The sequence below is a fragment of the Sphingobium sp. LMC3-1-1.1 genome, assembly GCF_040676285.1.
Taxonomy (GTDB): domain Bacteria; phylum Pseudomonadota; class Alphaproteobacteria; order Sphingomonadales; family Sphingomonadaceae; genus Sphingobium.
In genome coordinates, this window is record NZ_JBEGHQ010000001.1 from 960,512 (window position 1) to 972,780 (window position 12,269).

The 12,269-nt window shown below is 62.0% G+C and carries 11 protein-coding genes; 2 read left to right on the plus strand and 9 right to left on the minus strand.

Going from position 1 to position 12,269, the window contains the following annotated elements; translation table 11 throughout:
- Positions 1-16 precede the first annotated feature (16 nt).
- From MRBLMC3_RS04750 to MRBLMC3_RS04770, 5 genes are read right to left on the minus strand one after another with little or no spacing between them, the layout of a single operon-like run.
- The gene (locus tag MRBLMC3_RS04750) at positions 17-763 is read right to left on the minus strand and encodes an SDR family oxidoreductase (RefSeq protein WP_363826250.1); all 747 of its coding nucleotides are present in this window, start codon (positions 761-763) and stop codon (positions 17-19) included.
- Complete coding sequence (locus tag MRBLMC3_RS04755) at positions 760-1,983, minus strand: UxaA family hydrolase (RefSeq protein ID WP_363826253.1); 1,224 nt, start codon at positions 1,981-1,983, stop codon at positions 760-762. Before MRBLMC3_RS04755 ends, MRBLMC3_RS04750 begins: the two co-directional genes overlap by 4 nt.
- Positions 1,980-2,291 (minus strand): UxaA family hydrolase, encoded by a 312-nt coding sequence (locus MRBLMC3_RS04760; protein WP_363734576.1) that lies wholly within the window; start codon positions 2,289-2,291, stop codon positions 1,980-1,982. Before MRBLMC3_RS04760 ends, MRBLMC3_RS04755 begins: the two co-directional genes overlap by 4 nt.
- The gene (locus MRBLMC3_RS04765; protein WP_363826256.1) at positions 2,284-3,114 is read right to left on the minus strand and encodes an amidohydrolase family protein; all 831 of its coding nucleotides are present in this window, start codon (positions 3,112-3,114) and stop codon (positions 2,284-2,286) included. Before MRBLMC3_RS04765 ends, MRBLMC3_RS04760 begins: the two co-directional genes overlap by 8 nt.
- A 5-nt stretch (positions 3,115-3,119) precedes the next feature.
- Complete coding sequence (locus MRBLMC3_RS04770) at positions 3,120-4,136, minus strand: aldo/keto reductase (RefSeq protein WP_363826259.1); 1,017 nt, start codon at positions 4,134-4,136, stop codon at positions 3,120-3,122.
- Between the two features lie 705 nt (positions 4,137-4,841).
- Here MRBLMC3_RS04770 and MRBLMC3_RS04775 point away from each other — a divergent pair.
- Positions 4,842-5,912, plus strand: coding sequence for a glycoside hydrolase family 5 protein (locus tag MRBLMC3_RS04775; RefSeq protein ID WP_363826262.1), 1,071 nt, complete (start codon positions 4,842-4,844; stop codon positions 5,910-5,912).
- A gap of 200 nt (positions 5,913-6,112) precedes the next feature.
- Here the strand turns inward: MRBLMC3_RS04775 and MRBLMC3_RS04780 are convergent, their stop codons facing one another.
- Positions 6,113-8,005 (minus strand): NPCBM/NEW2 domain-containing protein, encoded by a 1,893-nt coding sequence (locus MRBLMC3_RS04780; protein WP_363826265.1) that lies wholly within the window; start codon positions 8,003-8,005, stop codon positions 6,113-6,115.
- Positions 8,006-8,435: 430 nt separating this feature from the next.
- Here MRBLMC3_RS04780 and MRBLMC3_RS04785 point away from each other — a divergent pair, with 430 nt between their 5' ends.
- On the plus strand, positions 8,436-9,560 hold the full coding sequence (locus tag MRBLMC3_RS04785) for a mannitol dehydrogenase family protein (RefSeq protein WP_363826267.1): 1,125 nt from the start codon (positions 8,436-8,438) through the stop codon (positions 9,558-9,560).
- Positions 9,561-9,616: 56 nt separating this feature from the next.
- Here MRBLMC3_RS04785 and MRBLMC3_RS04790 read toward each other — a convergent pair whose 3' ends face one another.
- The 3 genes from MRBLMC3_RS04790 to ligK are packed head-to-tail and all read right to left on the minus strand — an operon-like array spanning position 9,617 to position 12,232.
- Complete coding sequence (locus MRBLMC3_RS04790; protein WP_363826270.1) at positions 9,617-10,504, minus strand: amidohydrolase family protein; 888 nt, start codon at positions 10,502-10,504, stop codon at positions 9,617-9,619.
- Positions 10,501-11,565, minus strand: a complete 1,065-nt coding sequence (locus tag MRBLMC3_RS04795; protein ID WP_363826272.1) for a 4-oxalomesaconate tautomerase — start codon at positions 11,563-11,565, stop codon at positions 10,501-10,503. Before MRBLMC3_RS04795 ends, MRBLMC3_RS04790 begins: the two co-directional genes overlap by 4 nt.
- On the minus strand, positions 11,558-12,232 hold the full coding sequence (gene ligK / locus MRBLMC3_RS04800) for a 4-carboxy-4-hydroxy-2-oxoadipate aldolase/oxaloacetate decarboxylase (protein ID WP_363734568.1): 675 nt from the start codon (positions 12,230-12,232) through the stop codon (positions 11,558-11,560). Before ligK ends, MRBLMC3_RS04795 begins: the two co-directional genes overlap by 8 nt.
- Between the last annotated feature and the right edge of the window lie 37 nt (positions 12,233-12,269).

Below are 12,269 nucleotides of genomic sequence, written 5' to 3' on the forward strand. Positions count from 1 at the left end.
CTTTGATCACCTGCCGTCAGGCGTTGGACCAGCCTCCGTCGATGACATGGCATTGCCCGGTCACGAAAGCCGCCGCATCGCTGGCCAGCCACAGGACGACCGCCGCCACTTCCTCCGGCTTGCCCAATCGCCCAACTGGCTGCCGCGCTGAAAACCGGGCAAGCGCAGCGTCGAAATCACCCGTCACGCGCAGCCGCTCCTCCAGCGAGGGCGAACGGACCGTGCCTGGACAAACCGCATTGCAGCGAATGCCCTCGGCAACATGGTCCACGGCGATGGCTTTGGTCAGGCCGACGACGGCGGCCTTCGTCGTGTTGTAAACGAAGCGATCGGGCACGCCGATGATCGCGCCGGCGACCGAGGCGATATTGACGATCGAACCACCCCCCGCGCCGACCATGCCGGGCAGGACGGCGCGGATCACCCGGACCATCGCCGCCACGTTGATCGCATAGGCTTCGTCAAGATCGGCCTCGGTACTGTCAAGCAGCGTGCCGCCATGAACCTTGCCGACGCAATTGACCAGAATGTCCCAGGCCGCACCCTCCTGCGCGAAAAGCGCGGCGATTGATTCAGGGTCGGTCACATCGACAAGGCGGGTGCGGCATCCCGCCAGCGCCGCCAATGTTTCGGCATTGCGGTCGATCGCCAGGACATCCGCGCCCTGCGTTGCCAGCAATTCGGCGCAGGCTTTGCCGATCCCCTGCCCGGCGCCCGTCACCAGCGCCCTCTTGCCAGTGAGGCCGAAGGGACTGGGGGTCATGTTCGACTCCTGTTCGGCAGGCAGGCCGGACCTGCCGCCTCGAACTGCTTGTAGGTCAGGATGAATTCCTGGTGGCCGAGTTCTTCTGAAAGACTTTGCCTGCCTCCTGCGATATCGACCACAGCGTCGTAGATCTCGTCGGCGACCTGATCGAGATCGGCCGCACCCGCCAGGATGCGCCCTGCGTCCACATCCATGTCGCTCGACATGCGGGCATAGGTTTCGGGGTTGGCGCAGATCTTGATGACCGGGCTGATCGCCGATCCGACCACGGAACCGCGCCCGGTGGTGAACAGGACCAGATGACAACCGCAGGCAATCAGTTCGACGATTTCGGCATTGTCCGAAATATTGGGAAAGCCGAAACGGACTTCGCCATCAGGCACCACGTCCAGCAGGTAAAGCCCAGGTCCGGAAGGATGATCGCCGGGTTTGAGCAAGCCCGAAATCGGGCTGTTCCCGGACTTGGAATAGGCTCCGAGCGACTTTTCCTCCTGCGTCGTCAGCCCGCCTTCGGCGTTGCCGGGCGAAAAGCTGCCATAACCAAGGACGGTATAATAGCGCTCGGCCTTTTCCACTACCTGTTCGATCAAGACACCAAGTTCGGGCGTGATCGCTCGTTCGGCCATGATCTGTTCGCAACCGATGAGTTCACCGGTTTCCTCGAAGATGCAGGTTCCCTGTTCCGCGATCAGCCGGTCGAAGGTTCGACCAACGGCCGGATTGGCGGTGATGCCACTGGTCCCGTCGGACCCGCCGCAAATCGTCCCGACGACGAGATCGACAATCCCCATTTGCACCCGTGGCGTGCTTTCGGCGCTGACGGCGAGCAGTTCGCGTGCCTTGGCCACGCCGGCTTCGATCGTCTTGCGCGTGCCGCCCTGCTGCTGGATGACCAGCGTCTCCACCGGGCGGCCGGATCGGGCAATCCGTTCCGCCAACCCTTCGCGGTCGAACCCCTCGCAGCCCAGCGAGAGCAACAAGACCCCGCCCACATTGGGATGGGTCGCCAGTCGGGTCATCATCGTATCGGCATAGGCATTGGGGAAGCAGCCGGGAAAACCGATTAGCTGGACATTATCGTCCGCCACCTCCGTCACGATCCGGCGCGCGACATGATGCGCGCACTCGACCAGATAGGCGACCAGCACGACGTTGCGAATGCCCTTGCGCCCGTCGGGCCGAAGATAGCCATTCCAAAGGACAGGAGCATCGTTCATGTCGGATCTCCGTCCCGCAGCACGTCGCGTTCGTGCGACGGAATATAGTCGCTGCGCAGGTTGTGCCGGTGCACATGTTCTCCTCTTGCTGCAGGGCTGGTCATGGTGCCGATCGGGATGCCATAGCGCATCACCTTGTCGCCGCTCGCCAAATCGCGGCGCGCCAGCTTGTGCCCCAGGCCGACCGCGCCTGCCGCGATCACTGGTGCCCCATCTATTTCCACCTGCTCTCCCGCATCGATGGGAGCGACGCAGATAACCACATTGTCGGCGGGGTGCAGGGCAATGACACGGACGCGATCAGTCATAAGAAAATCCATAGAAGCGTGCCGCGTTGCCGCCGAACACGGCGGCGCGTTCGCCAGCGTCGAGATCATCGAACAGGGCCAGGGCCTGGTCGAGCCAGTCCCGATATCCCCCGGCCAGATTCAATACCGGCCAGTCGCTGCCCCACATCAGCCGCTGCGTACCGAAGGCGGCGCGAACCGCCTCGACATAAGGGGCGATCGTCGCCGCCGACCAATCATCGCCTGCCTCGGTCCACAGGCCCGAAACCTTGCAATAGACGTTCGGTTGCGCCGCCAGCCGCGCGATGGAATTCCGCCATGCAGCGCTGTCGCCGGAAGCGATGGCCGGTTTGCCGCAATGATCGAGCACGATAAGCAAATCGGGATGCTGCGCGGCGAGCGCGACAATATCGTCGATCTGGTGCTGAAGCACCAGCGCATCGAAGCGCAGCCCGGCGACGGCCATCGCCTCCAGCAAGGGGCCGAACGCCGACTGTAATATCCAGCCCGGTTCAGGCTCGCCCTGGATCATCGGGCGCAATCCCTTGAGCAGGGGACGGCGAACCAGCGCGGATAGCTGGTCCAGTGCATCCGTCGCGGCAAAGTCGATCCAGCCGACCACCGCTTTGACATGGGCGGCCCGCTCGGCAAGTTTCAGGATGAAGCGGGTTTCCTCAACCGCCGGAGCCGCCTGGACGAGAACGGTTCCGGTCACGCCGGCATCAGCCAGCAGCGGCGCGAGGTCGGCAGGAAGGAAATCCCGGTGGATCAACGCCAGGTCGGGGGTTGGCCAGTCAGTGAACGGATTGGCCAACTGCCAGAAGTGCTGATGCGCATCGATCATCCGCGTCAGCCTTGCAACTCTTGGACAACAGGGACCGGCGCGTTGTCCGGAATAACTCCTTCATCCTTCAGCGCCGTCCAGAAAGATGACGGGATCGGGGCGCTCGCGAGGGCCAGCGTGCGGTCGACCAGATCGGCGCTGCCAAGCCCGACCAGAACCGACGCGATAACAGGATGCGCGCGGGTGAATTGCAGCGCCGCGGCAGCCAGGGGCACTCCGGCCTCATAGCAGAGCGCCTCGATCCGACCGACCCGCGCGATTATCTCGGGCGGCGCAGGCGCATAGTCGAAATAGACGGGTTGGCCCGAGCGCGTTCCAGTCGCCAGAATACCGCTGTTGTAGACGCCGCCGGCCACGATCCGCGCCCCATGGGCTGCGACACGATCGAAAAATCCGTTCAGCGGTTCCTGTTCCAGCAAGGTGTAACGCCCGGCCAGCAGGAAACAATCGAAGCGTCCGACCGCCATGGCCTGGTCGATCACCGCGGTCTCATTGACGCCAAGCCCGATCGCTTCCACCGCCCCGCTGGCGCGCAGTTCGTCCATGGCCCGGTAACCGCCCTCCGCGAACTGCGCGAAATGGTGCGAATGCATCGCTCCGTGCGTCAACGATCCCAGATCATGCGCGTAGAGCAGTTCAATGCGATCCAACCCCAGCCGGCGCAGGCTCTCTTCAAACGAGCGCATCACCCCATCATAGCTGTAGTCGAAGTGCACCTTGTTCGGCAGCGGGTCGGCAAATCCGTCGCGCATGGGGTGCAGGCTTTCGCTTGTCGGGTCGAGCAGGCGCCCGACCTTGGTCGAAATGACGAACTGATCGCGCGGCAGATCGCAAAGGGCCACTCTTAGGCGCTGCTCCGACAAACCCATGCCGTAATAGGGCGCCGTGTCGAAATACCGAACACCGCTTCGCCACGCACGGTGCACCGCGTGGACCGAGTCAATGTCGCGCACAGCCCGGTAGAGATTGCCGATGACCGCCCCACCAAAGCCGATTGGCGCAAGCCGTGCATTGCCCCACAAATTCTTATCCTTTCCCATGATTCACAACTAGGGAAGGTTTTTGCATATATGCAAGTTGATTTTTAAATTTTGCACTGCTGTGCAGCAATCGCGCTGGATCCCAAGATCGATAGCGACCACGATGTTCGTCACAATGCTCCACTCGGCACCCTTCTCTCCACCCGGCTAATCGCGGCGATCACCCATCCCTGCAATTTGCGATCCCACCAATGGCGACCCGGGAAATTCTGGCGGCAACGCGAATTGCACATGCTCCTCGGCCGGATTCGCATTATTGTCTGAGTAATCATTGCAGATCGCGAGAAATGTAGCAATGCATCTTTCGGTATCCCGCTGGCATCGCGATGCGAGGACCTCCGCGATCATCCTCCAAAGCATAATTTGTATGAGTTTCTTTTGCAATTGTGAACTATTATTTTTATATACGCAAAATCCCCTCTCTGACGGTTTTGGAGTGATAGGGCATAAAATCGGGACGCCATCAACCGAACAGGCGGCGTTCCATCATGAGCTAAACCATGGAGAGAGCGTGTGAAACTGCGGCGTCGTGAGCTAGTCGTGTCAGCCCTTGCCTTGGCAACCGCGGGTTGCGGCGGCGGCAGCGAATCAGGATTAGCCCCGCCCCCACCACCGCCGCCGTCGCCACCTCCTCCGCCTCCGCCGCCTCCACCACCCCCTCCGCCCAGCCTCTACCCCAGCTACAATGTGAACCCGATCTCCGCGATCTCGACCGGCATGGGAACCGCCGCAGAGGTCGCCGCAAAGTTCAAGCTCGGGCTGAACATCGGCAACACGCTGGAAGCCACGGGCGGGGAAACCTTCTGGGGCAATCCAATGATCACCCAGGCATTTGTCGACAAGGCCAAGGCATCCGGCTTCGATGCGATCCGCCTGCCCTGCGCGTGGGATCAATATGCAGATCAGGCCACGGCGAAGATCAAGGCGAGCTGGCTCGATCGCGTCAGGGAAGTGGTGCAATATTGCATCAACGCCGACATGTACGTCATGCTCAACATCCACTGGGACGGCGGCTGGCTCGAAAACAACGTCACGGTTGAAAAGAAGGATGCCGTCAACGCGAAACAAAAGGCGTTCTGGGAGCAGATCGCCACGCATATGCGTGACTTTGACGAGCGGCTGATCTTCGCCAGCGCGAACGAGCCGAACTGCGACACGGCCACGCAGATGGACGTTCTATACAGCTATCACCAAAGCTTCATCGACGCGGTCCGCTCCACCGGCGGAAGGAACGCCTATCGCGTGCTGGTACTACAGCTTCCCAACGTCAACATGGACCTGTCCAAGACCTTGTGGACGCATATGCCGACCGACACTGTGAGCGACCGGTTGATGGTGGAACCCCATTTCTACAGTCCTCCCAATTTCTGCATCCTGTCCGAGGACGCGTCATGGGGTCGGATGTTCTATTATTGGGGTAAGGACTTCCATTCGACGATCGAGCCGGATCGCAACGCCACCTGGGGTGAAGAGCCCACTGTCGACGACCATATGGCGCTTGCCAACCAGATGTTCGTAAGCAAGGGCATACAGGTCATGCTGGGCGAATATGGCGCGCCACGGCGCACGACGCCGCTGGATCTGGAAAAGCACCTGGCCTCGCGGGCACATTGGATGAAATATGTGACCCAAAAGGCATTGGAGAACGGCCTTCGTCCCTTCCTGTGGGATACAGGTGACCTCATCAACCGCTGGACGACCGAGATCAAGGACCAGCAAGGTCTCGACGCCCTGCTGGAGGGTGCCGGCAAGAAGTGATCCATCCGGCCTCGTGATCGAAATCATTCCCGGCGGATGGCCTAATTGGCTGTCCGCCTCCTCCCTCTATCGGTCTACGGGAACGCCCCGTTCATTGATGTAAGGCGGGAGCTGCTGAAATCGGGATGGGCGCATATCACGCCTGCCGGTTCAGGGATGACGACCAACCCTGAACCGGCAGGACGCGGCTATGCCATCCCTCAGTCAGTCAGGGCCGCGCTGCCCCAGCTTACCGGGAAATCACCACCGCCGGGCCGGTCAGTCCGGGCAACCAGTTCAATGATGCGATAACCGGCAACCGATGCCTCAATCGATGCTGGAGCTGTTCCCGCAGCCTGCCATGCTGATTGGGACAGGAGCTTTCGGTCACCATAAATTTCAAACCGAACCCGGCGCCCGCCGGCATCACCTGAATCGTCGATCCCTACCTGTGCAACCAGCTTTCGCTTGCCCGGATTGCGCACCTCGATCCGGGAATTGGCCATGATTCCGATACCGTACGGAAATTTGGTGCCGGAAATGCTCAGTTCCTGGCCCCATGGAGCGCGATCGGCGCGAGCGCCGCCCCAACCGGCGTAACGCGGCGGTTCGCCCCCGCCCCGCGTGCCAGTCCACGGCCCCAGCCCGCGATGAATCATGGGATCGAGCTGGCGCGCCGTGACGCCATCGGCCGCCGGATAGACGTTGCCGGGCAGCTCCGACAGATAAGATCCATTGGGGAGCAAATGCTGGCCCGAGACGCGATAGACCAGCGTCTCTCGGGGGCCCACCGGCAGCTTGGTCTCTCCGACGAACTGCATGGTCTTGCCGCTCCACAGATCGGTCATGCCGATCTGCGCGTCGGAGGCCAGCTTAAGCTGTGCAGCCGTCAGGTCCGCTTCGATCGGGGCGCTGGTCCGATTGAGGAGGGCAACCGCCTTGTCGCCGTTCGCCAGCGTCTTGACGTAGATTTGCAGATCGTTGGAATCATAAGCCAGGACGGCCTGATGTCCGCCAGGATCCTGGTTGAGCGCGATGATCGCGCTGTTGCCCAGGACGGCAAGCTGTTCGGCATTGGCCTTGCGAAGATCGAATCCGATGATCAGCGGTGCGTTGAGCATGGCCCACATGCTGAAATGGCTGCGCGCTTCGGTCATATGGGCGGCGTCGAACTCGCCGCTGCCGATAAACAGCATGTCGGGATCGTTCCAAGACCCAGGGTGCGCATAAAGCTCGCGCCGCGCCGCCGTGTCCATGTTGTGAAGCATACGGCTCCACTGGGGGGTGATATCCTCGCTCGTTCGCGACAGGTTGCCAACCTTGGCTGCCCAGCTGCGGACGTCCGCCGATCCCCAGATGCACAGCGAGAAGGTATATTGCCCGTCCGGATTATGCCGGTCCAGCGCCTGCGCAACCTCCTCGAACAACCCGCGGACCGCCTTGACATCGGTGCGCTGGATGGAATCGAAGTCGATCAAGGGCGGAAAGGCGCGATAGGTGCCGTTCTTCACCAACGGACTGGAAGTCGGCAGGGCGCGGATGCCGCAACCATCGACCTTGATGTAGTCGAAACCCCATTCCTTGAAGAAGATCCCGATGTCCTGATCCACATGGCCGTAAAGCCCGACTTCGCGCTCGGCCACAGACCCCTCCGGGTTCGTGCTCGAACCGTTGCCAAAGACCTGCCCGCAGGTGTTGCGCCCGATATCCGAATAAATCCCCGCCCGAAGTCCCATTGCGTGCAGCCGGTCGGTCAACGGCCTGAAGCTGGTGGAGCCGTCCGGCATCGCCGCCGACGGGAATGTCTTTGTGCGGATTATCACGCGACCTGTCGCCATATCGCGCTTCAACCACCAGCCGTCGTCGATATTGATGCTCTTGAAGCCCTTGGCGGCAAGTCCGCTGTTAACGATGACGTTCGCCGATGCGAGAACCTTTTCCTCGTCAATGTCGCCATGAAAAGCGTTCCAGCTGTTCCAGCCCATCGGTGGGGTTGCAGCCTGACCCTTGGTATTAGCGCTCCATCCGCCGGTTGCGGCAAGATCGTCCGCGAATGCCGGCCCTGCGGCGATCATGGCCAATCCGGCACTGGCCCAATAAAGCGAACGCAGCATTCCTTCACCCCTTTTGATTATCGATCGTCGCGCGACGGAATCCGTTGCCAGAACAATGCCGATGGCTGGCTTCCACCGCGCTGCCCATTCAAGCGCGATCCAAAGACCGCGTTCGATCAAGGCATGCTTATTAGTCATACAATATTGAAGAAGGCAAGCGCTCTATGACCATGCGCTGGCGCCGGGTTCGGATTTTCCATGGATGCGCACGCCTTAACCGGCACAAGGTTTATCCTGACTTGCCGGAGCGATGATGCGTAAGCCGGCTTCACAAGCTGCCCTGGTCAAAGGCGTGATAATTCGCCGAAGAGTGATTTTATGTATGAGTAATTATGAATGGAGCCTTTCCATTCCCCTCCTTTTCAGGCTGAAGAATCTCATGTCTATTTTTATATATGTTATTTCATTTTCTTTCATGCAATGAGACGGCGTGATCATCCAGTTTGGAACAAGCCGATTCCTGCAGGCGCATGTCGACCTGTTCGCGCATGAAGCGCGCCTCGCTGGCGCGGACGTGCCCCCCATTGTCGTGGTCAAGACCACGCGCGACGCTGCCCGCACCAGCCGCGTCACGGCCTTTGGCGACCCGGCCGGTTTCGACGTGATCATACGCGGGCTGATCGACGGCAGCCCGATCGAGGGTACGACGCGGGTGCGCAGTGTGGTTGCGGGCTATGCAGTTGCGACGGATTGGACGAAAATCCGCGACCTTTTCACAACCAAAGCGACGCATGTGGTCTCGAACACCGGCGACAGCGGCTATGTCGCGCCGGGCGACACTGAAACCGCTGCGGCCGCCCTGGTGGGCGATGAACCGCCTCGCGGCGGTTTTGCCCTGCTGCTGCTGGCACTGCTGTACCGCCGCTGGGCCGCTGCTATGGGGGGCATCACCATCCTGCCTTGCGAACTGGTTCCGTCGAATGGCCAGACGCTGCATCGCTCTGTGGCCGAACTGGCCCGCGTATCGGCTTTGTCTGCCGACTTTCTTCGGTGGCTCGATGCAGATTGCCTTTGGCCCGATACGCTCGTCGACCGCATCGTCAGCGAGCCGCTGGAACCGCTGGGCGCGATTGCCGAACCCTATGCACTATGGGCGATCGGGAGCCGGCCTGGCCTTGCCCTGCCCTTCAGCCACCCCGCAATCGTGATCACCGATGAACTGGAACGGTTCGAACGCCTGAAGTTACACATTCTGAATCTCGGCCATAGCTGGCTTGCCGACCGTTGGGCGCGAGCAGGCGCCCGGGGGGAGATGACGGTTCTCGATGCCATGCACGACCCGGACGAAGCCGCTGCGCTACGCGATGTTTTCAACGACGAAGTGATCCCCGGCTTCGCACGGCACGGAATGGGTGATGAGGCCAGGGACTATGTCGCAACGACGCTTGATCGCTTTTCCAACCCATATCTGGCCCATCGGCTTGCCGATATTCACCAGGGCCACGGCGCAAAGGTCGCGAAACGCATCGGCGGGTTCATCGACTGGATATCGCAAACAGCCGATGGCGATCTTCCCATGCCGCGATTACGAGCCGTAAGAGCCGCAAACATCTGATCCTCCGCAAGCCGAGACCGCAATCAAACCACCCGGCCTGACCGGGAAAATCGCCGTCAGCCTTCCGGCCAGTAAAGGCGCATGGGATTGTCGACGAGCAGCTTGCGCTGCAACTCTACGGTCGGGGCTATGCGGGGGATCATGTCGACCAGCGCGCCATCGTCGGGAATGGCCTTTTCCATATTGGGATGCGGCCAGTCGGTGCCCCACAGCACCCGATCCTGATAGTCCGCCACCAGCGGCGCGACGGAGCGGGCAAAATCGTCCCAGGGCGCGCCCTTGGGATCGAGCCGGTCAGGGCAGGTCACCTTGGTCCATATATCATCACGACTGTCGAGCAGGCGGCGGAACGCCTTCATGTCCATGCCGTCCGGGCCCTGGCTGACGTCGGGCCGTCCCATATGATCGATCACGATCAGGGTCGGAATCGCGTCCAGGAAGGGACGCATTTCCTCCAATATGTCCGCTTCGAAATAGACCACCACATGCCAGCCGAGCGACTGGATACGCTTTGCGATTTCCAGGAACTTGTCCTTGGGCGCGTCGTCGACCAGCCGCTTGAGGAAATTGAAGCGCACGCCCCGCATACCGCCTTCGTGCAGTCGTTCGAGTTCGGCGTCAGTGATGGCGGGATCGACCACGGCGACGCCGCGCGCCATGCCGGCCGACCTTGCGATGCCGTTCAGGGTCGCGCTGTTGTCGGTGCCATGGCAGCTTGCCTGTACGATGACGTTGCGTGCGAAACCCAGCCGGTCGCGCAGCGCGAACAGCATGTCCGGGCCGGCATCTTCAGGAAGATATTTGGCCTTGGGACTGAAGGGGAACTGCGCCATCGGGCCGAAGACATGGCAATGCGCGTCGACCGCCCCCGCCGGCGGGATGAAGCTGGGGACAGAGGGGTTTGCGTGCCAGGAAACGATCCGGTTGCTTTCTGGGGCGCTCATGCGAAAACTTCTCCATCCATCAACTTGCGAGCGGTGCGCAGCATGGCCGCGCTGGTGACGGCGCCGCTTTCGTCCAGTTCCATCACGCAGGTGGTTTCGCCGGTCGGATGTTCGACCGACAATATCTTGCGCGGGCCGGAAGGAACGCTTGCAACCTCGGCGGCAGGAGAACCTTCTATCAGGCAGGCCGTGGCAACGCTGACCGCGCCCAACACGCCGATCGAAGCATGGGCGCGATGCGGGATGAAGCTGCGCACCGTGACCGCGCCACCGCTGCGGGGCGTCGCGACCAACATCATCTTGGGGACCGATTTTTCCCGGACGTCGCCCAGGTTCATCCGCTCGCCCACGGCCAGGCGGATCGCCTCTATCCGTGATTTGAGCGCGGCGTCATTGTCCAGCGTCTCGCGGTCCTCATAGCCGCTGATGCCGACGTCCTGCGCCTTCATCACGACGCAGGGCATGCCGTTGTCGATCAATGTGACGCGCACGCCCTCCACCACATCGAAGGCATTGCCGGTGGGTAGCAGCGCGCCGCAGGATGAGCCGGCCGTGTCGCGAAACTCCAGTGGGACGGGCGCTGCGGAGCCGGGCACGCCGTCGATCCTGGCTGCACCGTCATAGCACGGCTTGCCGCCGGGTGTGCTCACCGTGGCAATGGCGATCTGCCCCGTATTCTCCATGAATATGGCGACGCGGGTTTCATCGTCCAGCGCGTCGACGAGACCGCGCTCGATGGCGAAGGGGCCGACGCCCGCAAGGATGTTGCCGCAATTCTGCGCGTCGCTGACGATGGCCTGGTCCACGAAGACCTGAAGGAAAAGGTAATCGACGTCGACACCCTCCCGCTCCGACTTCTTCACCACCGCAACCTTGCTGGTCAGCGGATCGGCGCCGCCCATGCCGTCGATCTGGCGCGGGTCGGGCGAACCCATGATCCGCAACAGGAAGGCGTCGCGCGCGGCGACGTCGGTGGGCAGGTCTTCGCTCAGGAAATAGCCGCCCTTGGACGTGCCGCCGCGCATCCACATCACGCGGGCGGACCGATGGGGATCAGACATATTTCAGCCCCATTTCTTCCAGGCGCGGCCGCATGTTGTAGATGTCGAGACCTAGTTCCCCGGCCGCCAGCCGCACGCGCTTCGCCTCCTCCGCCGCCTCGCGCGCCTGCGCCTTTTCCAGCACCGCTGCGGCATTCGCGCGCGGCACGATGCAGACGCCGTCATCGTCCGCGATCACGACATCGCCCGGATTGACCAGGGCGTTGGCGCAGACGACGGGCACGTTGACGCTGCCGAGCGTCGCCTTGATCGTGCCCTGGGCGTGTACCGCCTTCGACCAGACGGGGAAGTCCATCTGCTTCAGATCGCGCACGTCACGCACCCCGGCGTCGATGATCAGCCCGCGGCAACCCCGCGCCAGTGCCGAGGTTGCGAGGAGATCGCCGAAATAGCCGTCGGTGCAGGGACTGGTGGGCGCGAGGAGGAGGACGTCGCCTTCCTTCAACTGCTCGATGGCGACATGGACCATCCAGTTGTCGCCCGGCGGTGCCGAAATGGTGACCGCGCTGCCCGCGATCCGCGCGCCGGGGTAGATGGGGCGCATATAGGGCGCCAGCAGGCCGGTGCGGCCCTGCGCCTCGTGCACGGTAGCGACGCCGCATCGGGCGAGGCCGTCAATGACGGAGAGGTCCGCCCGCTCGATATTCTGGACAACGACGCCGGACATGATCCTGCTCCCCATGCAATGCAATTCGCATTTCCAT